Here is a 22641-nt window from a genome sequence, read left to right on the forward strand (position 1 = left end):
ACAAATACATCGCGTTCTACCTGATGCATACCGTTCAGCGCTATATCTCTGAAGTTGATGGTATGATTCTTCTCATCCACGACAAAGAGGAGCTCCTCGTCGATTTCCGGCATGCGCTTGTCCCGCAGATAATCGTTTTCCACACCCATGATGAGCTTCTTCATCTCGGGCCGATCGGCGATAAGTTTCATAAGGCGTTTGTTTTTCGGAGTTCCGCGCTGAGCCTGCAGGAGCAGGGTGCCGGCTTCGTATTCATTACCAGTGTCGAGGAGTTTTTCCGCATCCGCAATCTTGGTGTTAACGAGGCGCATCTGCTGGCCTACAAGGCCAGACACAAGCGGTTTCATCTCTTCGTACTTATGGGTGGATGTGCCGCCGACAGGGCCGCTGATGATGAGCGGAGTACGCGCCTCATCGATAAGTACCGAGTCCACCTCATCCACGAGCGCATAATAGAATTCACGCTGGACTACATCCTCCGGACGGATTGCCATGTTGTCGCGGAGATAATCGAAACCGAATTCGTTATTGGTTCCATAGGTGATGTCGCAGTTATAGGCTGCCTTGTGCTCCTCGGTGGAGGTATCGCTGACAAGAGAACCAACCGTCAGCCCCAGCATATCGTAAATCTTGCCGTACCAATCAACGTCACGCTTTACCAGGTAATCGTTGACGGTCACAAAGTGCGTACCCTTTCCGGGGAGAGCATTCAGGTAAAGAGGCATGGTGGCAACCAGGCTTTTTCCTTCACCGGTGGCCATTTCGGCGATTTTCCCCTGATGGAGTACGATTGCTCCCGCCAACTGGCAATCGAACGGAATCATGTCCCAGGTGATTTCATGTCCGGTGACCAGCCACTTCTTCCCCATCAGCCTCCGGCAGACTTCTTTCACACAGGCGTACGCCTCAGTCATGATGTCATCCGTAGTTTCCCCATCGGCCAGGCGCTGACGGAATTCCGCGGTCTTTCCTTTGAGTTCCTCATCGGTGAGAGACGAAAGTTCGGTATAGATTTCGTTGATCTCATCGACAAAAGGCTGAAGGGTCTTTATTTCCCGTTCATTTTTCGAGCCGAAAATCCTGGTAAGTGTACGTGAGAATATTTCGCCTATACCTGCGCTCATTGTTAACCCAATCTATAATAATTAGATGCCGAAACAAGTTCGGCATGACTCAGCCCGGTCACCCTGAACTTGTTTCAGGGTCAATGCCTCAATTCGAATCAGGAAGCTGCTTTAGAGAGAACTGCCTTTTACACCTAACTTTTAGGGGGCTGTAGTTAAAAAATACTCGTTTCTTTTTACGTAAAACACGACTTTTACAAAAGCCTCAAAAATATATCAAATAATACCTTGATCGGGAGATTTTTCTATCAGTAATTCAACATAAAAGTCCCAGATTCCGGGCGATGGAATCGAGCACCCCGTTGATAAAGCCCGGGCTTTTGTGCGAACTAAACTTTTTGGCCAACTCTATCGCTTCATTTATGGAGACGCTGGGCGGAATATCCAGCATGTAGAGCATTTCCGCCAGCGCGATCCAGAGAATGATCCGATCGATCCGAGACACACGTGAAAAATTCCAGTTCTTCAACACCGGTTTGATCAGCTCGTTTATTTTCTCCCTGTTATCCTCGATGAGATGCGCCAGAGCCAGAGCATATTTTTTCTTTTCGCTGCTCAGGCCGAGCGCGAACGGTTTCAGCGTATCGGCTTCGGGATCCCCTGCCTTTTCCGCCATTTCCCTGTCAATGGCGGACATTTCCCGGAAGGCTTCATCGGCGGTCATTCCGCGGCTCTCGCTGAGGTAAAGCGCCCTGATCACGGCTTCACGGGCTTTGCGTTGGGAATTCATGTTACTTACCGATCTTCCCGATCAGATTGCTCATTTCAATTGCGGCCATAGCGGCGTCAAATCCACGGTTTCCGGCGGTGGTGCCTGCGCGGTTTACCGCCTGCTCGACCGTATCGGTGGTGATGACGCCGAAAATGACAGGCACACCGGTCTGCATGCCCGCCTGAGCGATGCCTTTCGAGGTCTCGGCTGCGACAAAATCAAAGTGCGGCGTTTCCCCGCGTATAACAGCACCGAGACAGATAACCGAGTCATAGGCGCCGGATTCGGCGGCTTTTTTCGCCGCCAGAGGAATTTCAAATGCTCCGGGAACCCAGATGACGTCGATACTGTTTTCCGCGGCTTCATGACGGTTGAGGCAATCCAGGGCGCCTTCGAGAAGCTTTCGCCCGATGAGTTCGTTAAACCGTGATACTATGATCGCAAATCGCCTGTTTTTTGCGGTCAGCTCGCCTTCCAATATTCGCGCCACGTCATTTCTCCTTTGATTTGTGAATGTGTTCCATACTCAGAAGATGCCCCATCTTGTCTTTTTTCGTCTGCAGGTAGAAAGCATTCTCACAGTTGGCGGGAACCTCTACCGGCACACGCTCAACAATTTCAAGGCCGTAACCTTCCAGCCCCACTATTTTTTTGGGGTTGTTGGTCATCAATCGTATTTTTTTTATGCCGAGATCGACCAATATCTGGGCGCCGATGCCATAATCACGGAGATCCGCCGGGAATCCAAGCAGAAGGTTGGCTTCGACGGTGTCAACTCCCGTATCCTGGAGCCTGTATGCCCTTATTTTATTGGCCAGACCGATTCCTCGTCCCTCCTGACGCATGTAGAGCACCACACCGCGGCCTTCCTTCTCCACCATGGCCAGCGCAGCGGAAAGCTGTTCGCCGCAATCGCATCTCAGCGAGCCGAGAATATCTCCGGTGAGACACTCCGAGTGAACCCGCACAAGCACCGGCTCCTCCGTGGCAACATCTCCCTTCACCAGGGCGAGGTGATGGTGATCGTCGATCTCGCTCTCATAGAGTTTCAACTCGAATGTCCCGTATTTGGTGGGAAGATTCACCGAAACCACACATTCGACCAGCTTTTCCCTCGTCCTGCGGTAGGCGATGAGGTCACTGATGGAAATAATGGTAAATCCATGTTTTTCCGCAAATTCTTTCAGGTATGGGAGTTTGGCGACACTGCCGTCCGGCGCCATGACCATGCATAAAACACCCGCCGGTTTTTTTCCGGCCAGACGGGTCAGATCAATCGCCGCCTCAGTATGTCCGACCCTGGACAGGACTCCGCCTTCCAATCCCTTGAGCGTGGAAACATGTCCGGGACGGGCGAAATCTGAGGCTTTTGCAGCGCTGTCGGTAAAAAGGCGTATCGTTGCCGCCCTCTCGGCGGCAGAAGCCCCGGAATTGGTGCCTTTCAAGGCATCTATGGTCACACCGAACCGGGTATCCCGCAAAGTCTTTGTTCGCACTCCGGTCAGCTCAAGATTCAGTTCTTCGATTCTTTCCGGTGTTCCGGCAACCGCGACCAATCCTCCCCCTTCACGGGTTAAAAAGTTGATGTCCTGAGCGGTGACAAGTTCGGCGGACATGATCAGGTCGCCTTCGGTTTCCGCCGATGCATCATCCACAACGAGTACCATCTTCCCGTTCTTGATATTCTCAAGAGCGGTTTCTATGGAGCTGAAATCCGGCATTTATTTTATTCTCCTTAAAATCCAAGTTCTTCCAGGTGGTGCATGGAGAGCGGGTCCTTCGGGCCGAGGAGTTTCTCCACATACTTGGCGATGATGTCGGTTTCCAGGTTTACCCGATCTCCCACCCGTGCACGGCTTAGAGTTGTCGCGCCGAGGGTGTGCGGTATCACTGAAACCCTGAATTCAGCGGCCCTGGCATAGGTTACCGTGAGGCTGACGCCATCGACGGCGATGGATCCCTTTTCCACAATATACCGGGAAAGCTCCGGCGGCTGAGCTATTGATATCAGCTTGTTTTCACCTGTACCGCCGATACGGGTAATTTTCCCGGTTCCGTCCACATGGCCCTGGACCAGGTGTCCGCCAAGCCGGTCCATGAGTCGGAGCGACCGCTCCAGGTTGACTGCTTCGCCGTTCGCCAGATCTCCAAGGGTAGAACGGCGCAACGTTTCTTCAACAGCCTGTACAGTGAACGTGGAAGTATCGAAGCCGGTGACCGTCTGACAGGCCCCGCTTATGGACACGCTGTCTCCGAGCTTCATGTCATCCAGAATGACATGCGCTTCAATGGTGATATCCATCATCGATCCGCGACGGACTGTGGAAACCACCTTACCCACTTCTTCAATCAAGCCGGTAAACATATCAAATTCTCGTTAAAATTTAAGTTATAAATTGCGACATGCGTTTCTTTTCAAATTAGATGCCGAAACGGTTTCATCGTTCCCGCGAAGCGGCAACAAGTTCGTCATGACACGTGTCATCCTGAACTCGTTTCAGGATCTAATCGCTTAAAACACGCGTATTATTCCGGATAGCCGGTTATCAGGATATCTTCGCCCAGCTCTTCAACTTCCCGGTTCCCGAGATGAATTGCTCTGTCGATGGTTTGTATTCCCAGGTCACCGATCCCATCGATCCCTTGCCCTAGTATTTTCGGAGCGAAAAATATGCATACTTTATCCGCAAGTCCCTCGCGGAGAAGGGAAGCGGCGAGAGCTGCGCCGCCTTCGCAGAGGATACTGGTCATCAATTGTTCCCCCAGCCTCTTGAGGACATTGTGCAACGATATATTACCCTCTTTGCTTTCCATTTTCCAAACTTCTATTCCCCGCCGCCCCAGTTCCTGCAGTTTGCCGGTGTCAGGCTTTTCCGCAGCAACAACAATTGCCCGGGCATCGGCAAAAACATGGGAATTAAGAGGGCTTCGCAAGTGAGAATCGAGAATAACCCGCCAGGGGTCAGAACCTTCCGCATCGCGCACGGTGAGCTTCGGATTATCGGCGAGCACGGTCCCGACTCCCACCATGACAGCATCGGACCATGCCCGGAGAAGATGAACACGCTTCCTGGATTCCGGGCCGGTAATCCACCTGCTGCTGCCGTCTGGTGCAGCAATCCTTCCGTCCAGGGTCATAGCCAGTTTCAGAGTCACGAACGGGATTTTTGTACTGATGTATTTGAGATAGGCTTCGTTCAGTTTTCGTGCACGATTTTCCAGGACGCCGGATTCTGTCTCGATGTGCTGCTGACGGAGGCTGGTGAAACCTCCGCCGCATACTAGCGGATTGGGATCGGACATGGCCGCAACCACCCTGCGTATGCCGCTTTTGACAATAGATTCTGTGCAGGGAGGAGTTTTGCCGAAATGGCAGCAGGGTTCCAGAGTAACATAAAGCGTCGCGCCGCGGGCGCGCTCTCCGGCTTCCCTGAGAGCAGTAATTTCGGCATGATCATCTCCGGCTTTACGGTGGAATCCCCGGCCGATGATCTCTCCATCACGAACAATGACTGCGCCGACCATAGGATTGGGACTGGTTGTGCCAAGGCCTTTTTCTGCAAGAGAAAGGGCCAATTCCATATAACGCCGGTCAGTATCGGTTCCCGTTGAATTCATGCTGGTATCGGTCCCTCCTGAATGCAACCTTATAAACTTAAAATATACAAGATATTTCGGACAATTCCAAGCACTTCCGGCCTGATCAGTCCAAAGAATATGCCTTGACTATTTATTTGCAATTGTGTAACTTAGACCGATTCAAAATGCAAATACATGTAATGTATACTCTCTTTCATTATAAAGGAGCGGATTCATGAATGAGGGGAGAATCGTCCAAATTATCGGACCGGTTATAGATATCGAGTTTCCTGCTGGTTCAGTCCCCAACATCCTCGATGCGCTGATCATTAAACGTAAGGATGCAACAAAACTAGTGGCCGAAGCCCAGATTCATCTGGGTGAAAATGTCGTGCGCTGTGTGGCCATGGATTCCACCGACGGTCTGGTGCGCGGCATGCCGGTCATCAATACGGAAAAGCCGATCACGGTTCCCGTGGGGCCGGAAACTCTGGGCCGCATGCTGAATGTGATCGGGGAACCGATTGACGGCAAGGGCCCGGTTAACGCGAAAACCCATCTCCCCATTCATCGCCCTGCACCTTCATTCAGCGACCAGAATATCGAAACAACCATGCTGGAAACCGGCATAAAAGTAATCGATCTCCTGGAGCCGTATCCGAGGGGAGGCAAAATCGGTCTGTTCGGCGGAGCGGGAGTGGGAAAAACAGTTCTCATCATGGAGCTTATCAACAATGTCGCCAAACAGCACTCCGGCATCTCGGTTTTCGGCGGCGTCGGCGAGCGCACCCGTGAGGGGAACGACTTGTGGCTTGATTTCAACGAATCGGGAGTGATAAATTCCACTGCCCTGGTGTTCGGCCAGATGAACGAACCTCCGGGAGCCCGTCAGCGGGTAGGATTGACGGCGCTCACAGTGGCAGAATACTTCCGTGACGCCGAGGGAAAGGATGTGCTCCTTTTCATCGACAATATCTTCCGGTTCGTGCAGGCCGGCTCGGAAGTATCCGCACTCCTGGGCCGTATGCCCTCGGCGGTAGGGTACCAGCCGACCCTGTCCACCGAGATGGGCGCTCTCCAGGAGCGAATTACCTCCACCCGGAAAGGATCTATCACTTCCGTGCAGGCAATTTATGTTCCGGCGGACGACCTTACCGACCCGGCGCCGGCGACCACCTTCTCCCACCTTGACGCCACAACCGTGCTGAACCGCGCCATCGTAGAAAAAGGCATATACCCCGCAGTTGACCCCCTTGACTCCACCTCCCGAATTCTTAACCCGCGAATCGTGGGGTACGATCATTACCATACCGCCCACAATGTGCAGAACATCCTGCAGCGCTACAAAGACCTTCAGGACATTATCAACATTCTCGGCATTGATGAGCTTTCCGACGAGGACAAGCTGACCGTACAGAGAGCGCGTAAAATAGAGCGTTTCCTGGGACAGCCTTTCTTTGTGGCCGAACAGTTCACCGGCCTCAAGGGGCAGTATATCCCCCTTCTTGAAACTATCAAAGGTTTCAGAGAGATCATCGAAGGGAAACACGATCATCTGCCCGAACAGGCCTTCATCAGTGTCGGACCGATTGAAATGGCAGTTGAAAAGGGCAAAAAGATTTTGGAGCGGCAGTAACCATGAGCGAAGCGAGTACATTCCGCCTGGAAATCATTACACCGGAACGGGTACTGGTTTCCGAAGATGTGGATTCTATTGTCGCCACGGGGGCTCAGGGTGAATTCCAGATTCTTCCCGGACATACCCAGTTCCTGACCAGCCTCAAAGTCGGCCCTCTGGTTTATGACAAGGGCGGGAAAAAGTATTATCTGAGCGTATCAGGGGGATTCTGCGAAGTCATGCCCGACCGAACAGTCATTCTGGCGAGGACTGCTGAACCGGCCGATTCCATTGACAAGGCGAGAGCACTGGTGGCCAAAGAAAGGGCTGCGAAACGCCTGGCTGCGAAGAAGGAAGTGCCTATTGATGAAGAACGGGCCAAGCTGGCTCTCCTTCGGGCGCTCAACCGCCTGCATGTGGCGGATTTTATATAATGAAGTGGCAAAGTAACAAAGGTTCAAAGTATTTTACTTTTGCTCGGTGACATGGGATCTCACAGTTTGTCGAACCCTTTTTCTTTCGTCTTACCTGCGTGATATTCCTGCACAGCACTCTCCGCCAATTGCTCCAGCTTTTTCTGTGAAATATCCAGGGTATGATCCCAACGAGACTCCCAATCGATCTCCTCCAGCATCTCACTGGCAAGCTGATCCTGTAGCTCATCTGGAAGCCCGGAAACTTTTTCAAAAACATGAGCCAAAAGTTTTGTCATTGGTCGCACCTCCTTTAAGAAGCTTAACCGTAGCGGCAACGTAGTTGAACAAGTATCGAATTCTCTTTACAGCATTCCTTTGCTGCTGTGCTGACCTTTCACCCGCGCATCGAGACGAACGGCATCGGCAAGGGCGCGCGCAAAAGCCTTGAACACCGCCTCGATATCATGGTGACCGTTCGAAGATTTGATCAGATCGAGGTGAAGATTGATACGGGCGTTATCCGAAAACGCTTTAAAGAATTCGGGAACCAGCTCGATATCAAAGGCGCCGATCTTCTCCACTCCCGCATTTACCCGGTAATCCAGGGCGCTCCGGCCGGAAATGTCTACAACCGCACGGGCCAGCGCATACTCCATCGGCACATACGCATAACCGTACCGGGCAATACCGGATTTATCACCTAGCGCCTCATTGAACGCCTGCCCGAGCGAGATGCCCACATCCTCCACGGAATGGTGATAATCAACCTGGGTATCCCCTCTACAGTCCACTGTCAGATCAAAAAATCCATGCCGGGCAAACAGGATGAGCATATGATCGAAAAATCCGATCCCCGTGTGCACTACCGACTCTCCGGCGCCATCGAGGGTTATGGAGAGCGTGATATCCGTTTCTTTCGTTTTTCGTTTCCAGATCGCCGATCTCGCCATAATTACCTCTCATCTTTCAGTTCGTTCATTATCCGGGTAAGAGAATTCAGAAATCGACGGTTATCGGATTGAGTGGAAACCGATACCCGAAGGGCTTTCTCAAGCATTGGATATGAAGATACATCGCGGATAAGTATCCCTTCTGCAAGTAATTTTTCAAATATCTTTTTTGGCGCAAAGGGAGTTTCGAACAGGATGAAATTGGCGCGGCTCGGGTAGGCGGTCACTCCCTCGATTTGGTTCATCGCCTGAATCAGAGGTTCACGTTCTCTGATAATATCTTTAACGGAGGCTTCCAGTTGTTTATAGCTGTTTAAAAGTTTCATGGCGGCTGCAATGGATAAAAAGTTTATGTTGTAGGGAAGCTTGGCCTTCCCTACTTCCCTGGCCAGTTCGGGGTTCATGAGGCCGTATCCAACACGAAGGCCGGCAAGGGAAAAGGCTTTTGAAAAAGTGCGAAGCACTATCAGGTTGGAATATTCTCTAAGCAAGCCTGCCGCAGTTTCACCGGAAAACTCGAAGTACGCCTCATCTATAACCACCGGCGCGCTCGTTTTTTCCAGAATTCCGGTAATCCGTGATACGGGATACAGGCATCCCGTAGGGTTGTTGGGAGAGCAGATGACGAGCATATCACCCTCACGGAGAAATCGTTCCTCCAGAACCTCGCAATCGAATGTATAATCCTTGTTCAGCGGAACAGAAATCACATCCGCGCCGACAACCGCACCGATAAGGCGGTAGAGAGTGAATGTCGGCGTAGGTATCACCAGTTTTTTCCCCGGCGCAAGGAACACGGTGAGGAGAGCGAGAATGATCTCATTTGACCCGTTTCCCACCAGCACTCCTTCCGGTTTCCAACCGGCATAGGCAGCCAGACGCTCCTTAAGTTCTTCCGGAACAAACGGCGGATAGCGCGACCAGCTCCTCTCCAGCGCGAAATCAAGAATTTCCTTCTTCAGCGTACGGGGGACATCGTACGGGTTCTCGTTCTGATTGATTTTGATCTCGTACTCGTATTCACGAAGAGTGTAGGCCGAGATCGCCCGCACTTCTGGTTTCACCCTGTTAATTACCGTATCGTTTTTCATATTAGAAACTCTATTGAATATAGATGCCGAAACAAGTTCGGCATGACAGCGAATAAGGAAATAAAATAGTATTTCAGATTTCAGATTTCAGATTTTTTTTATTTCGTCCTTCATCCTTATTGTCACCGCGCGGGCGTGGGCATCGAAACCCTCGGCGCGGGCAAGACGGTCAATCTTACCGCCGTTTTTCAAGATTGCCTCACGGGTATATTCAACCACATTCATACATTTCTGGAAATCGTACACTCCAAGCGGCGAGGCATACCGTGCGGCGCCCGAAGTGGGCAGCACATGGTTCGGCCCGGCAAAATAGTCCGAAACCGGCTCCGGAGAATATTCTCCAAGGAACACCGCCCCGGCGTTCTTTATCTTTTCCAGCAGGTCATACGGTTTTTCCACCATCAACTCCAGGTGTTCGGGCGCAATCGCATTCACCGCATCGGCGGCCTCGTCAAGATTCCTGACAATGATGATTTCATTCCGGTCAAGAACCTCTTTAATGCATGCCGAACGGCTGAGTTCCTCAACCTGGCGTTTCAGCTCATCGTTTACAGCGAGAGCAAAATCCTGTGACGTGGTCAGGAGCATAACCTTCTCCATTCCGCTCCCGTGCTCGGCCTGGCTGAGGAGATCAGCGGCGGCATAGGCGGGATTCGCCGTTTCATCCGCCACTACCACTATCTCGGATGGTCCGGCAATCATGTCGATATCCACCACACCGTAAACGAGCTTTTTGGCGACAGCGACATACATATTTCCCGGCCCGACGATTTTGTCCACCCGTTGAATGCTCTCCGTTCCATAAGCAAGCGCAGCAACCGCCTGCGCGCCTCCGACAGTGTAAATTTCTTCAAGACCCAGTTCCACAAACGCCGCCGCCACATGGGGATTTTCACGGAAACGCGCCGGCGGGGTAACCGCCACGATCCGCTCCACACCGGCAACCTGAGCCGGAACCGCATTCATCACAATAGTGGATGGATAGGCGGCCGCGCCCCCCGGAACATACAGGCCCACGGAAGAGAGCGGAGTATACCGCATCCCGAGTTTTACTCCGTTTCCGCCTTCGATCCAATATGACTCCCGGACCTGTTCGGCATGAAAACGGCGGACATTTTTTATGGCCTCACGGAGCGCAAGCAGGAAATCAGCATCGACCCGGGCATGGAGATCATGCATCTCGCTTTGACTTACACGCTCGATGGAGGCGATATCCACACTGTCGAAGCGGCTGGTATATTCGATAACTGCTGCATCGCCGCGCTTGCGAACGTCCTGGATGATAGTCTTTACATGCCGCTCGATTTCCGGGTCAAAAGCTGTATCGGCAAGCGCGGAAAGCTTCGGTAGCAATTCTGGGGAGTATTCCACAATTTTCATCAATAGATTACCTTGTTCAGAGGGTACTCGATGATTCCCTCGGCGCCGTGTTTCTTGAGCACCGGAATCAGCTCGCGCACTTTCGCCTCATCGATAATGACTTCGATTGCCAGCCACCCCGGATCCTTGAGATGGGAAACCGTGGGATTCTGCAGGCTGGGCAGGAGAGCGGAAAGCTCTTCAAGCTTTGCGGCGGGCAGATTCATTTTCAAACCGACCTTGAACTCGGCGTTGAGCGCCCCCTGAAGGAGCAGGGCGAGATTTTCCACCTTCTCACGTTTCCACCGGTCGGCGTAAGCGGCGCGATTCATCACCAGCACCGTGGTGGATTCCAGGATGGTATCTATAATCCTGAGATTGTTGGCGCGAAGGGAGGACCCGGTAACCGTGACATCCACTATGGCGTCAGCCAGCTCCGGAGGCTTGACTTCAGTCGCCCCCCAGCTGAACTCGATATGCGCTTCGATTCCTCGATCCTTGAAATATCTTTTTGTATAATTCACCAGCTCGGTGGCGATACGCTTTCCGGCTAACTGGGAAATATCCCTGATTTCGGAATCTTCCGGAACCGCCACTATCCAGCGCACGGGGACAAACCCTCCACGTGCATACAGGAGCCTGGAAACCTCGATCACATCGGATTCGTATTCCTGTACCCAGTCCTGGCCGGTAATACCGGCGTCAAGTACGCCGTCCTCCACATAGTGGGCCATCTCCTGCGCGCGGATGAGAAGACCTTCCAGCTCGGGGTCATCGATACTAGGGACATAGGAGCGATCGGAAAGCCGAATCCGGTAACCTGCTTTTTTGAAAAGATCGAATGTGGATTCCTGGAGACTCCCTTTGGGGAGACCCAGTTTTATTTTATTCATGATTTGATTTTCCTCTTTTTTTTTAGTGACAAAGGGACAAAGGTGCAAAGTAAAAAGAGAAGGCACAAAGGCACAGAGGCAAAAGTACAAAACTTAGGTTCCGGATTCCGGATTCAAATTTTTTTCATCCTTCATTCTTGTCTTCTACTTTGTCACTTTGCCACTTTGTCACTTCTTATTATTCCAGCGCCCGGATTCCTTCCTCGAAACGGTCAAGGGCTCTTTCCATAATGTCCATAGGGACTGTGTAGGAAAGCCGCACATGTGTATCGGCGCCGAAAGGAGCGCCTGGTATAATGGCGATTTTCCACTCATCGAGCATGTAATCACAGAACGCAGCCGACCCGGAGATCAGCTTCCCTTTAAAGTTCCTCCCGTACAGGGTCGAAACATCGGGAAACACATAAAATGCCCCCTCCGGCATGACACAGCGAACACCGTGAACAGTGTTAAGCCGATCCACCATATACCGTCTGCGCCGGTCATACTCTCTAACCATCACCTCGATGAAATCCTGGGGTCCGGTAAGCGCGGCCAGCGCCGCTTTCTGGGAAATCGATGTCGGATTGGACACCTCCTGGCTCTGCACCGCATCCATTGCCTTGATCAGCTCCTCCGGCCCGGCGGTGTATCCGATGCGCCAGCCGGTCATGCTGTAGGCTTTCGATACACCGTTCACTGTGATGGTATGCGCAAACAGCTCCCTGGAAAGCGAGCCGATGGAAACATGCCGTTGCCCGTCATAAATGAGCATTTCATATATCTCGTCGGACAGGACATGGATACCGGATTCGACTATTACCTTGCCGAGTTCCCCAAGCTCTTCCCCGCTGTAAATCATTCCTGTCGGATTGGAAGGGGTGTTCATGATAAGCAGACGGGTACGGGGGGTGATCGCCTCCTTCAATTGAAGATGAGTGATCTTGAAACCGTTCTCTTCCCTGCAGGGAATGATTACCGGTTTTCCGCCCGCCAGGCATACCATTTCCGGGTACGAGAGCCAGTAGGGCGAAGGGATGATCACTTCGTCGCCCGGACCGATCATGGAGAATATCACCAGGAAATCGCTGTGCTTTGCCCCGCAGTTCACCATCACCTGGGCGGGTGCATAGTCCAGACCGTTGTCGCGATGGAATTTGTCACAAATAGCTTTTTTCAATTCCGCAATGCCGGAAGAAGCGGTATACCGTGTGAAACCGCTCCGGATGGCTTCGCAGGCGGCATCGCAGATGTGTTTTGGAGTATCGAAATCAGGCTCCCCCGCGCTTAAAGGAATAACATCGATTCCACGGGCTTTCATCGCGTTGGCCCGGGCGCTGATCGCCAGGGTCATTGAAGGTTTGATATTTCGGACTGCGGGCGAAAGAATCATGCATTCTCCTTCGTCAGGTGGTGTATTCCGCGTTTATGTTAATGTATTCATGAGAGATGTCGGTGGTATAGATTACCGCATCCGCCTGTCCCATACCCAGATTTACATCAACGGTTATCTCACGGGTGTTCAATTTTTTCCTCATCTCATGTTCGTTTATGAGAAGCGCACGCCCGGCATCGAACAGGGGAACACCTTGTAGGGCGATGGTGACATGCGCCTCGTCGATGGCAACTCCCGAATATCCTGCGGCGCAGATGATTCTTCCCCAATTGGGATCGCATCCGAAGAAAGCTGTTTTCACCAGCGGTGAATTGGCGATGGATAGACCAACCTGTCGGGCGTCCTCTTTACCTGCCGCACCTGCAACCCGGATAGTGATGAATTTCGTCGCCCCTTCGCCGTCGCTGACCAGCGCTTTCGCCATGCGCAGGCAAACCTCGGTCAAACCCTCGGTGAACTGGTCGAATGCCCTGGAACGGCTTTTCAGTGACGTATTTCCTGCCCTGCCGTTGGCCAGCACGAGCACCGTATCGTTGGTGGACATGTCTCCATCAACCGTGATGCAGTTGAAGCTTACCGAAACGGCATGTTTCAGCGCTCTGCGGAGAACCGCCGACTCGATATCCGCATCCGTGGTGATGAAACACAAGAGGGTAGCCATGTCCGGACAGATCATTCCGGCGCCCTTGGCAATCGCTCCGATCCGGACAAACGCATCGCCCATATCGATTTCAACAGCGGTTTCTTTCGGAACGGTGTCTGTGGTCATGATTGCCCGCGCCGCAAGATTTCCGCTGGCTCGTGAAAGGCTGCCGATCGCCCGGGGAATTCCGGCCACTACCCGATCGATGGGGAAAGGTCTCCCGATCACTCCTGTGGAAGCCACCAGTATCTCGGAAGGGTCGCATATCAGATAACGGGCTGTTTCGATGGTCATGGTCATGGCGGCGGCAATTCCATCTTCGCCGTTACAGGTATTGGCGTTGCCGCTGTTGGCGATTATGGCCCGTGCGCTCCCGTTCTGTAGATTCTCACGGCTCACCAGCACCGGAGCTCCTTTGATACGGTTGGTAGTAAACATGCCGGCGCAGGAGGCGGCAGAGTCGGAAGCGATAATCACAAGATCCGGTCTTCCCGGATATTTAATTCCACATTCGGCTGTTCCTGCGCGGAAACCGAGAGGCGCCGTGATTCCTCCGGGTATGTCTTTCAATACCAAACTCCTTATGAGAACAGACACTTTTTGATATTCCTGATTGCCTGATTGATGCGATGCTCATTTTCCACAAGCGAGATCCGGATATACCCGTCGCCAAGTCCGCCGAAAGCGATCCCCGGGGAAACAACTACCTCGGCTTCCTTGAGAAGTTTCATCGAAAACTCCATGGAACCCAGTGCGTGGTATTGCTCCGGTATAGGCGCCCAGATATACATGGTCGCACGGGGACGCGGGACGTCCCACCCTATCTTGGCCAGCCCGTCAATAAAGACATCACGGCGCTTCTGGTAGATTTTTACCGTCTCCGTCACACAGTCCTGGGACCCGTCAAGCGCAGCAATGGCCGCCACCTGGACGGGTGTGAAAATTCCGTAATCGAAATATCCTTTGATGCTGTAAAGGTCCTGAACTACCCGTGCGCTACCGACGCAGAAACCGACCCGCCAGCCGGCCATGCTGTATGCTTTCGACATGGTGGTAAATTCGACCGCTATGTCTTTGGCGCCGGGGATCTGGAGAATGCTCGGCGGCGCATACCCGTCAAATCCCAACTGCGCATACGCGAAATCGTGTACAACGATGGTATTTGTGCGCCTGGCGAATTCAATAATCTCGCCGAAGAAATCCAGATCGACACAGGCGGTAGTCGGGTTATGCGGAAACGAGAGCACTATGGCTTTCGGTTTCGGCCAGATCTCGCGGGAAATATCCTCCATCGCCGGGATGAATCCGGTTTTTTCGGTCAGCGGAACCGCAACAACATTCCCTCCTGCGATCACCACGCTGTAGATGTGCACCGGGAAGGTGGGATTGGTCACCATGACCGAATCGCCGGTATCTAGCAGGGCCAGCATGAGATGGGAAAGCCCCTCTTTCGACCCCAAAAGGGCAATGGATTCTGTTTCCCAGTCGAGATCGACATCGTAGAGATGCTTGTACTGCCGGCAGACGGCCTTTCGGATATTCGGAATTCCACGGCTTGCAGAATAACGGTGCGTTTTCGGGTCCCCCACCGCCTCGCGCAGTTTTTCCACCACTGCCGGAGGAGAGGGTATGTTTGGATTGCCCATCCCGAAATCGATTATATCGATGCCCTCTCGGCGCATCTTCAATTTTTGATCGTTCAGCCTGCCGAACAGGTAGGGAGGAAGCTTTTCCAGCCGTGCTGAGCGCCTGTATTCATTATTCATGAAGTAAATAGCCTTTCTATAAGTTAGCTCTCAACTCATTTTTGAATCTATGATCCCCCCTGCCTTCGGCATCCCCCCTTATTAAGGGGGGAACTTCAAAAAGGAGATACACTTTCTCCCTTCACGAGAAGCTTCCAATTGAAGGGTTTTCCCCCCTTAATAAGGGGGGTCAGGGGGGATCCAATCTTTTAGACCAACATTCCCTTTTGCCAAAATATAATTGAATTTTATGCCTCTTTTTCTCTCCGCATATCCAGGATCAGCTTGTAGGAGAGGCTATCCACCAAAGCAATATAGGAGGCGTCGATAACATTTTCCGATACTCCCACCGTCCCCCAGGAATCGACGCCGTCAGATGATTCAATCAGCACCCGCACCCGTGCGGCCGTGCCTTCGTCGGAATCAAGCACCCGAACCTTGTAGTCCTCAAGCCTGACCTCGGAAAGCGAGGGATAAAACCGGTTGAGCGCTTTACGAAGCGCGCTGTTCAACGCATCCACCGGGCCGTCCCCCTCGGCGGCGGTATGTTCCTCGGCGCCTTCCACAGAGAGTTTGATTGTAGCCTCGCTCACCATGGAGCCGTCATCGCGGCGGTCGGTAATAACGCGGAATCCCTCGAAAGAGAAGGGAGGCGTGTACCCTTCGATAATCCGCGCCGCGAGTATCTCGAAAGAACCCTGGGCGGCTTCGTACTGGTATCCTTCATGCTCTTTCCGTTTCAGCTCGGCCAGAACCGCTTTGACCAGCGGCCCGTTCCTGTCAAGGTTCATGTAGAAGCTGCTCAGCTTGGATAGTACTGTCGACCTGCCGGATTGATCAGAAAGCAGAAATCTCCGCTGGTTGCCGACCAGTTCCGGATCGACATGCTCGAACGTACGAGGATTCTTGAGCACGCCGTCGATATGTGCGCCTCCCTTGTGCGCATAAGCGCTCTCGCCGACATAGGGCTGACGGTGGTTATGGGATTCGTTGGCGATCTCCGATACAAACCTTGAAATGTCCATCAGACCTGAAAGACGGCCCTCCGGGAGACATTCCACACCCAGTTTGAGCACGAGGTTCGGTATGGTGGTGCAGAGGTTATCATTCCCGCAGCGCTCGCCGAAACCGTTGATGGTTCCCTGCACCTGGGAAGCGCCGTGCACAACCCCGACAAGAGTGTTCGCCGCGCTCATGCCCGCATCATTATGGCAGTGCATCCCGAATGGTATGCCGATCCGCTTCTTCACTTCATCGCAGATCGATGCTGTCTCCTCCGGGATACTTCCCCCATTGGTGTCACAGAGCACGATGATTTCGGCGCCGCCCTCTTCCGCAGCCTGAATAGTTCTGAGCGCGTACTCCGGCCTGGCCTTATAGCCGTCGAAAAAATGTTCGGCGTCATAAAAAACACGCCGTCCCTGCGCCCGGAGAAACCGTATCGAATCTTCGATCAGACCGATGTTTTCATCGAGAGATATCCGCAGCACCTCTTCCACATGGAGATCCCAGCTTTTCCCGAATATGGTCACAATCTCCGTATCGGCGTCAATGAGCGTACGGAGAATCGGATCCTTTTCCGGGGAGTTTGAAGCCCTTCGTGTCGAGCCGAACGCCGTCACCTTGGAAACAGATAGCCGAAGCTTTCCGACCTCACGGAAAAAATTCAAATCCTTGGGACTTGTGTAATTCGGCCAGCCTCCTTCGATATACTTCACCCCGAGACCGTCAAGCTTTTCTGTGATAAGCAGCTTGTCATCCATGCTGAAACTGATGGCCTCAGCCTGAGCGCCGTCACGGAGGGTGGAATCGTATATGTCCACATGCCGTATCGTATTTTTCGTATTTGTATCAGTCATGCCGCCATTCCGCCCGGTTATGATTCCCGCACGTTATAACCCTTCCCGCCAAATTGATCACATTTTTCAAGCCACAACCGCCATACTCATTGTATTCACGCTTGAGTGCGGCCTGTCTTTCCTTATACAATTTGAGATCCATCTTTTTTATCGGGAGGAGCTACTCTATTGAGATAGTCCCAGTATTCTCCCGGACTTCCAGGTATATTCTCCACTGTGAATTCGACTGCTTTCGCAATTTCCTTCACTTTGTCCCGCAGGATGGTCTGCATGCATCTCGGTACATGTTCTTTATAATGCCGATGAATGCGTACACAGTTATAACAATCCCCATGCCATTCACACTTGACATTCGGGCACGAACATTTTGCTTCTGCACCAGAAGCCAGCACAGCCCGTATATCTTTTATCTGTTCGATGAACTCTTCTTTGCTTTTCATTGTATTATGTCCTTATTTACTTTGCATCATAACATATTTTATTGCGTTTCTTTTCAAAATAGATGCCGAAACGGTTTCATCGTTCCCGCAAAGCGGCAACAAGTTCGGCATGACACCTGTCATCCTGAACTCGTTGCCGCTTTGCGGGAACGATAAAACCGTTTCAGGATATAAACACTCAAAACAAGCTCAATTATTTATGTCGTAATGTATAATTGCTTCGGGTGCAATTTCATCACTTCGCAATTTCCTCGCACACCGCGTCGCCTACCTCGGCTGTGCTCATTCCCATTTTACCCGCCGCCATGCTAATCATTTTCCGGGAAATGACTTCGATACAGGCTTTTTCCAGAATCGCCGCGGCTTTGGTTTCGCCCAGGTAATCGAGCATCATCTGGGCGCTCAGGATGGCGGCCATGGGATTTATCTTGCCGGTTCCGGTATATTTCGGAGCGCTCCCCCCTATCGGCTCGAACATGGAGACGCCTTCCGGGTTGAGGTTTCCTCCGGCGGCGATGCCCATACCGCCCTGTATGACCGCGCCGAGGTCGGTGATGATGTCACCGAACATGTTGTCGGTGACTATGACATCGAACCATTCCGGGTTTTTCACCATCCACATGCAGGTGGCGTCAACATGCGCATAATCGCGGGCTATATCGGGGTAATCCGCCGCGCCGACCTCGTGGAAAGCCCGCTCCCAGAGGTCCCAGGCGAAAGTGAGCACATTGGTTTTGCCGCAGAGTGTCACCTTACGGTCTTTGTTCCGTTTGCGGGCAAGCTCGAAAGCGAACCGGATGCATCGCTCCACCCCCTTGCGCGTGTTCACCGACTCCTGGATCGCCACTTCGTCAGGGGTGCCCTTTTTCATGAACCCGCCGCTCCCGACATACAATCCTTCCGTATTCTCGCGGACGACGATAAAATCAATATCCTTCGGTCCTTTTCCGGCAAGCGGGGTTTGAACCCCTTCATACAGTTTCACCGGCCGCAGATTGATATACTGGTCGAGGGCAAATCGCAGATTGAGAAGTATCCCCTTTTCAAGAATTCCCGGCCTTACCCCCGGATGGCCAATTGCGCCGAGCAGAATGGCATCGAACGTTTTCAGGGTTTCAACCGCATTGTCCGGCAGGATTTCCCCGGTTTTCAGGTAATGTTCGCCGCCCCAGTTAAAATGCACCGTCTCATAGGTGAATCCAACCTTGCCCGCCGCCGCTTTCAGGCATTTCAACCCCTCGGCCACCACTTCCGGCCCGGTGCCGTCGCCGCCTATAACTGCGATTCGTTTCAATTTATCCTCTCTTTAATAGATTCGTAACAAGATTTCCTATGGTGTTTTATACCTCACCCCCTGCCCCTCTCCTAGTCAGGAGAGGGGTGACTCTAAAAGGCCGTATTTTCCCTCTCCTGAATAGGAGAGGGTGGCCAAAGGCCGGGTGAGGTTACTCTTTAATCGATTGCAGCAGCCCGCCCGCCTCGGCAATCCGGAACGCAAAATCAGGCAGCGGTACGAACCGCAATTCCTTCCCGCTGGTGAGATTGCGGATGATTCCGGCGCGAAGCTCGATCTCCAGTTCGTCGCCATCCTTCACCGCGCCGATGACGCCTTTGCACTCAACTACCGGAAAACCGTTGTTGACGGCGTTACGGTAGAAAATGCGCGCGAAGCTTTCCGCCGCAACGCATCCCACCCCGGCTCCACGGAGCGCCCATATCGCATGTTCCCGCGAGGAGCCGCAGCCGAAATCGAAACCGGCGACAATAATATCCCCGGGCTTCACTTTCAGTACAAACTCACTGTCGATATCCTCCATAGCGTGGAGGGCCAGCTCTTCCTCGCTGTCGGTATTGAGGTAGCGGGCAGGAATGATTTCATCGGTATTGATATGGTCCCGGGTATATACGTGCGCTCTGCCTTTCATAGAATCATCTCCCTCGGATCGGTGATATGACCGGTGACCGCTGTAGCCGCGGCTGTCGCCGGGCTGGCAAGATAAACTTCGCTCTCCGGAGAACCCATCCGTCCCACAAAATTACGGTTGGTGGTGGAAACACAGCGCTCGCCCGCCGCCAGAATCCCCATGTAGCCGCCGAGACAGGCGCCGCAGGTCGGAGCGGACACCACGCATTTCGCATCGCTGAATATGTCGAACAGGCCTTCTTTCATCGCCTGACGCCAGACCGTGGTCGAAGCCGGCACCACGATGCACCTCGTTCCCTCGGCCACTTTCCTTCCCCGCAGGATACGGGCGGCGATCCGCAGGTCCTCGATCCGTCCGTTCGTGCAAGAGCCGATGTATACCTGGTCGATCTTTATATCTTTCGCCTCTCTGGCCTTACGGCCATCGGAGGGCAGGTGCGGAAACGCTACCATCGGCTCCAGGCCGGAGCAGTCAATCTCGATCACTTTGGAGAACTCTGCATCCGGGTCGGAAGTATTGACGGTGAAATCTTCATCGCTCCGGGCGCGGACATACTCGATGGTTTTTTCGTCGGGATTGATAATCCCCGATTTCGCCCCGGCCTCGATGGCCATGTTGGTGATGGTGAACCGGGCCTCAACCGAAAGCTCGTCGATCACCGGGCCGATGAACTCCATAGCCTTGTACAGAGCGCCGTCCACTCCAATCTGACGGATTATTTCGAGAATCACATCCTTGGAATACACCCCTTTCGGGAGAGAACCGGCGAGCACAAATTTCATGGTTTCCGGCACCCTGAACCACAGTTCCCCGGCATAGATTGCCGCCGCCAGATCTGTAGAGCCGATTCCGGTGGAAAACGCCCCCAGAGCGCCGTGTGTACAGGTGTGCGAATCTCCGCATACGATGGTCCGTCCGGGCAAAACCCAGCCGTCCTCAGGCAAAACCACATGGCAGACTCCGTTTTCGCCGACTTCATAGTAGTTTTTGAGGTGGTGTTTACGCACCCATTCACGGAGGCGCTTGGCCAGCTCTGCGCTCTTGATATCCTTGTTGGGTACAAAATGGTCAGGTATCACCACGATCTTCTCCGGATCGAAAACCCGGTCCATCCCCAGTTTCTGGAGCATGCTGATAGCCGGAGGGGTGGTGACATCATGGCACATCACAATGTCCAGCCTGGCATTTATCAGTTCTCCCGGCCGTACGGTTTTTCTTCCAGAATGAGCGGCCAGTATCTTTTCGGTTATGGTCATTCCCATTATACTTTATCTCCATCCCCCGCATCAGGCAAGTCATCCGGGGCTGAAATTCTCTGTTTTATCTTATTGAGTCCATCCACATACGCTTTTGCCGAAGCATCGAGAATATCGGTGGAAGAGCCGCGCCCGATAATCACGATCGAATGGTTCACCACCATGCGGAGTGTAACCTCCCCCATCGCCTCTGTCCCTGCGGTTACCGCCCGCAGCGAATACTCTTCAAGCTTGATGGGCATCCCGGCGATGGCATTGATCGCCTTGAACGTGGCATCCACAGGACCGTCGCCCCAGGCTGACTCCTGACGGACTTCCTCGCCCATCCTGATGCGCACTGTGGCGGTGGGAATGGTGGACGAGCCGCTGGAAATGTGGAAATATTCGAGTTTGAATACCTCCGGCACGCCGCGGATTTCATCCTCCACTATGGCGGCGATGTCTTCGTCAAACACTTCCTTTTTCTTGTCCGCAACTTCCAGGAACCGCTCAAAAGCGGTACCCAGCTCCTGCTCGGCCAGTTTGTAGCCCATGTCCTCAAGACGCTTTTTGAACCCGTGCTTGCCGGAATGACGGCCGAGGACGATTTTCATACCGTTCAGCCCGATCGATTCCGGAGTCATGATCTCATAGGTGGAGCGCTCCTTCAGGAGGCCGTCCACATGGATACCCGACTCGTGGGCAAAAGCGTTCGCTCCGACAATGGCCTTGTTCGGCTGCACCCGTATACCGGATAGATTTGATACGAGCTGGCTTGTACGGTAAATCTCCCGCGTGTTTACCCCGGAATCGAATCCAATGAAATCATGGCGAACCTTGAGAGCCATGACCACTTCTTCGAGCGAAGCGTTTCCTGCGCGCTCTCCCAGGCCGTTGACCGCAACTTCCACCTGCCGTGCGCCGTTGCGTACGGCCATGAGCGAGTTGGCCACCGCCAGACCGAGGTCATTATGACAGTGTACGCTGAAAATAGCCTGGCCGGCATTGGGAACATTGCTCACGATATCGCGAACGAACACCCCGAATTCGGATGGAATGGCATATCCGACCGTGTCGGGCAGATTGATCGTTTTCGCTCCGGCCTCGATTGTTGCCTGAACAACTTCCCTGAGGAAGCCGAGGTCGCTCCGAAAAGCGTCTTCCGCGCTGAATTCGACGTCGTTTACCAGGCTTCCCGCCAGCTTTACCGCCTCGACAGCCATACGGAGCACCTCGTCCTCCTTTTTATGGAGCTTGAACTCCATGTGAATGGGCGAGGTGGCGATAAAGGTATGAATCCGCGGCCGTACTGCGTATTTCAGGGCCTCGTACGCGGAGACAATATCTTTTTCCAGGGTGCGTGCGAGACCGGCGATAACCGTGTTCTTGATTTCAGCGGAGCATGCCTGTACCGCTTCGAACTGCACCGCCGAGGAGACCGGGAATCCGGCCTCGATGATATCCACTCCCAGCCGCTCCAGTTGTACCCCTATCTGGACTTTTTCCTTAACGGAGAGCGACGCGCCGGGCGATTGTTCCCCGTCACGGAGCGTGGTATCGAATATGATGATTCGTTTATTGCTCATGGTTTTCAATCCTCTTTGAGATGGGTGGGCGCAGACCAGCGCCGTTTTTCAATGTTTGAAATTGAAAGTAGCTAAGGCCGCTTTCGCCGAG

At 53.0% G+C, this 22641-nt stretch carries 22 protein-coding genes; 2 read left to right on the plus strand and 20 right to left on the minus strand.

Annotated features, from left to right (window positions below):
- The 6 genes from secA to ribD form a co-directional block, all read right to left on the minus strand.
- Positions 1-1124, minus strand: a 1124-nt coding sequence (gene secA, locus Q8O92_08135; GenBank protein ID MDP2983282.1) for a preprotein translocase subunit SecA, incomplete at its 3' end; no start/stop codon positions are given.
- Positions 1125-1380: 256 nt separating this feature from the next.
- Positions 1381-1854, minus strand: a complete 474-nt coding sequence (gene nusB / locus Q8O92_08140) for a transcription antitermination factor NusB (protein ID MDP2983283.1) — start codon at positions 1852-1854, stop codon at positions 1381-1383.
- 1 nt (position 1855) lies between these two features.
- Positions 1856-2326 carry a 6,7-dimethyl-8-ribityllumazine synthase gene (gene ribE / locus Q8O92_08145; protein ID MDP2983284.1) on the minus strand — a complete coding sequence of 157 codons (471 nt, stop codon included), beginning with the start codon at positions 2324-2326 and terminating at the stop codon, positions 1856-1858.
- Between the two features lies 1 nt (position 2327).
- Positions 2328-3557: a bifunctional 3,4-dihydroxy-2-butanone-4-phosphate synthase/GTP cyclohydrolase II gene (locus tag Q8O92_08150; GenBank protein ID MDP2983285.1), complete on the minus strand. Its 1230-nt coding sequence runs from the start codon at positions 3555-3557 to the stop codon at positions 2328-2330.
- Between the two features lie 14 nt (positions 3558-3571).
- The gene (locus Q8O92_08155; GenBank protein MDP2983286.1) at positions 3572-4201 is read right to left on the minus strand and encodes a riboflavin synthase; all 630 of its coding nucleotides are present in this window, start codon (positions 4199-4201) and stop codon (positions 3572-3574) included.
- Positions 4202-4362: 161 nt separating this feature from the next.
- Positions 4363-5454, minus strand: a complete 1092-nt coding sequence (gene ribD, locus Q8O92_08160) for a bifunctional diaminohydroxyphosphoribosylaminopyrimidine deaminase/5-amino-6-(5-phosphoribosylamino)uracil reductase RibD (GenBank protein MDP2983287.1) — start codon at positions 5452-5454, stop codon at positions 4363-4365.
- 196 nt (positions 5455-5650) lie between these two features.
- Here ribD and atpD point away from each other — a divergent pair, with 196 nt between their 5' ends.
- Together atpD and Q8O92_08170 are read left to right on the plus strand one after the other, a co-directional pair.
- A complete protein-coding gene (gene atpD, locus Q8O92_08165; protein ID MDP2983288.1) occupies positions 5651-7051 on the plus strand; it encodes a F0F1 ATP synthase subunit beta in 1401 nt (466 codons plus the stop codon).
- Positions 7052-7053: 2 nt separating this feature from the next.
- Entirely contained in the window at positions 7054-7467 is a 414-nt protein-coding gene (locus Q8O92_08170) for a F0F1 ATP synthase subunit epsilon (GenBank protein MDP2983289.1), read from the plus strand.
- Positions 7468-7526: 59 nt separating this feature from the next.
- On the opposite strand, the gene Q8O92_08175 is transcribed toward Q8O92_08170, so the two are convergent.
- From Q8O92_08175 to Q8O92_08240, 14 genes are all read right to left on the minus strand, one after another.
- The gene (locus Q8O92_08175) at positions 7527-7745 is read right to left on the minus strand and encodes a hypothetical protein (protein MDP2983290.1); all 219 of its coding nucleotides are present in this window, start codon (positions 7743-7745) and stop codon (positions 7527-7529) included.
- A gap of 66 nt (positions 7746-7811) precedes the next feature.
- On the minus strand, positions 7812-8399 hold the full coding sequence (hisB, locus tag Q8O92_08180; GenBank protein MDP2983291.1) for an imidazoleglycerol-phosphate dehydratase HisB: 588 nt from the start codon (positions 8397-8399) through the stop codon (positions 7812-7814).
- A 2-nt stretch (positions 8400-8401) separates the two neighbouring features.
- Positions 8402-9490 (minus strand): histidinol-phosphate transaminase, encoded by a 1089-nt coding sequence (gene hisC / locus Q8O92_08185; protein MDP2983292.1) that lies wholly within the window; start codon positions 9488-9490, stop codon positions 8402-8404.
- Positions 9491-9577: 87 nt separating this feature from the next.
- The gene (hisD, locus tag Q8O92_08190) at positions 9578-10870 is read right to left on the minus strand and encodes a histidinol dehydrogenase (protein MDP2983293.1); all 1293 of its coding nucleotides are present in this window, start codon (positions 10868-10870) and stop codon (positions 9578-9580) included.
- The gene (gene hisG, locus Q8O92_08195) at positions 10870-11742 is read right to left on the minus strand and encodes an ATP phosphoribosyltransferase (protein MDP2983294.1); all 873 of its coding nucleotides are present in this window, start codon (positions 11740-11742) and stop codon (positions 10870-10872) included. Before hisG ends, hisD begins: the two co-directional genes overlap by 1 nt.
- A 178-nt stretch (positions 11743-11920) precedes the next feature.
- Entirely contained in the window at positions 11921-13114 is a 1194-nt protein-coding gene (locus Q8O92_08200) for a pyridoxal phosphate-dependent aminotransferase (GenBank protein MDP2983295.1), read from the minus strand.
- A gap of 13 nt (positions 13115-13127) precedes the next feature.
- On the minus strand, positions 13128-14330 hold the full coding sequence (gene argJ / locus Q8O92_08205; GenBank protein MDP2983296.1) for a bifunctional glutamate N-acetyltransferase/amino-acid acetyltransferase ArgJ: 1203 nt from the start codon (positions 14328-14330) through the stop codon (positions 13128-13130).
- Between the two features lie 11 nt (positions 14331-14341).
- Entirely contained in the window at positions 14342-15526 is a 1185-nt protein-coding gene (locus tag Q8O92_08210; GenBank protein ID MDP2983297.1) for an aminotransferase class I/II-fold pyridoxal phosphate-dependent enzyme, read from the minus strand.
- A gap of 227 nt (positions 15527-15753) precedes the next feature.
- On the minus strand, positions 15754-17364 hold the full coding sequence (gene cimA, locus Q8O92_08215) for a citramalate synthase (protein MDP2983298.1): 1611 nt from the start codon (positions 17362-17364) through the stop codon (positions 15754-15756).
- A 122-nt stretch (positions 17365-17486) separates the two neighbouring features.
- Positions 17487-17804 (minus strand): hypothetical protein, encoded by a 318-nt coding sequence (locus tag Q8O92_08220; protein MDP2983299.1) that lies wholly within the window; start codon positions 17802-17804, stop codon positions 17487-17489.
- 235 nt (positions 17805-18039) lie between these two features.
- Entirely contained in the window at positions 18040-19098 is a 1059-nt protein-coding gene (locus Q8O92_08225) for a 3-isopropylmalate dehydrogenase (protein MDP2983300.1), read from the minus strand.
- Positions 19099-19249: 151 nt separating this feature from the next.
- Complete coding sequence (locus Q8O92_08230) at positions 19250-19729, minus strand: 3-isopropylmalate dehydratase small subunit (GenBank protein ID MDP2983301.1); 480 nt, start codon at positions 19727-19729, stop codon at positions 19250-19252.
- Positions 19726-20991: a 3-isopropylmalate dehydratase large subunit gene (gene leuC, locus Q8O92_08235; protein MDP2983302.1), complete on the minus strand. Its 1266-nt coding sequence runs from the start codon at positions 20989-20991 to the stop codon at positions 19726-19728. The genes Q8O92_08230 and leuC overlap by 4 nt, the downstream gene beginning before the upstream one ends.
- Positions 20991-22550 (minus strand): 2-isopropylmalate synthase, encoded by a 1560-nt coding sequence (locus Q8O92_08240; protein MDP2983303.1) that lies wholly within the window; start codon positions 22548-22550, stop codon positions 20991-20993. Before Q8O92_08240 ends, leuC begins: the two co-directional genes overlap by 1 nt.
- Positions 22551-22641: the final 91 nt, after the last annotated feature.

The sequence above is a fragment of the Candidatus Latescibacter sp. genome (genome assembly GCA_030692375.1).
In the GTDB taxonomy this organism is placed as follows: Bacteria; Latescibacterota; Latescibacteria; order Latescibacterales; family Latescibacteraceae; genus JAUYCD01.

Coding starts and splice junctions, on each gene's coding strand:
- Q8O92_08155 (MDP2983286.1), bottom strand. CDS start 4,201: ATGTTTACCGGCTTGATTGAAGAAGTGGGTAAGGTGGTTTCCACAGTC.
- nusB (MDP2983283.1), bottom strand. CDS start 1,854: ATGAATTCCCAACGCAAAGCCCGTGAAGCCGTGATCAGGGCGCTTTAC.
- Q8O92_08150 (MDP2983285.1), bottom strand. CDS start 3,557: ATGCCGGATTTCAGCTCCATAGAAACCGCTCTTGAGAATATCAAGAAC.
- hisC (MDP2983292.1), bottom strand. CDS start 9,490: ATGAAAAACGATACGGTAATTAACAGGGTGAAACCAGAAGTGCGGGCG.
- Q8O92_08200 (MDP2983295.1), bottom strand. CDS start 13,114: ATGATTCTTTCGCCCGCAGTCCGAAATATCAAACCTTCAATGACCCTG.
- Q8O92_08175 (MDP2983290.1), bottom strand. CDS start 7,745: ATGACAAAACTTTTGGCTCATGTTTTTGAAAAAGTTTCCGGGCTTCCA.
- atpD (MDP2983288.1), top strand. CDS start 5,651: ATGAATGAGGGGAGAATCGTCCAAATTATCGGACCGGTTATAGATATC.
- cimA (MDP2983298.1), bottom strand. CDS start 17,364: ATGACTGATACAAATACGAAAAATACGATACGGCATGTGGACATATAC.
- leuC (MDP2983302.1), bottom strand. CDS start 20,991: ATGGGAATGACCATAACCGAAAAGATACTGGCCGCTCATTCTGGAAGA.
- Q8O92_08240 (MDP2983303.1), bottom strand. CDS start 22,550: ATGAGCAATAAACGAATCATCATATTCGATACCACGCTCCGTGACGGG.
- Q8O92_08220 (MDP2983299.1), bottom strand. CDS start 17,804: ATGAAAAGCAAAGAAGAGTTCATCGAACAGATAAAAGATATACGGGCT.
- Q8O92_08230 (MDP2983301.1), bottom strand. CDS start 19,729: ATGAAAGGCAGAGCGCACGTATATACCCGGGACCATATCAATACCGAT.
- Q8O92_08210 (MDP2983297.1), bottom strand. CDS start 15,526: ATGAATAATGAATACAGGCGCTCAGCACGGCTGGAAAAGCTTCCTCCC.
- hisG (MDP2983294.1), bottom strand. CDS start 11,742: ATGAATAAAATAAAACTGGGTCTCCCCAAAGGGAGTCTCCAGGAATCC.
- hisB (MDP2983291.1), bottom strand. CDS start 8,399: ATGGCGAGATCGGCGATCTGGAAACGAAAAACGAAAGAAACGGATATC.
- Q8O92_08170 (MDP2983289.1), top strand. CDS start 7,054: ATGAGCGAAGCGAGTACATTCCGCCTGGAAATCATTACACCGGAACGG.
- ribD (MDP2983287.1), bottom strand. CDS start 5,454: ATGAATTCAACGGGAACCGATACTGACCGGCGTTATATGGAATTGGCC.
- hisD (MDP2983293.1), bottom strand. CDS start 10,870: ATGAAAATTGTGGAATACTCCCCAGAATTGCTACCGAAGCTTTCCGCG.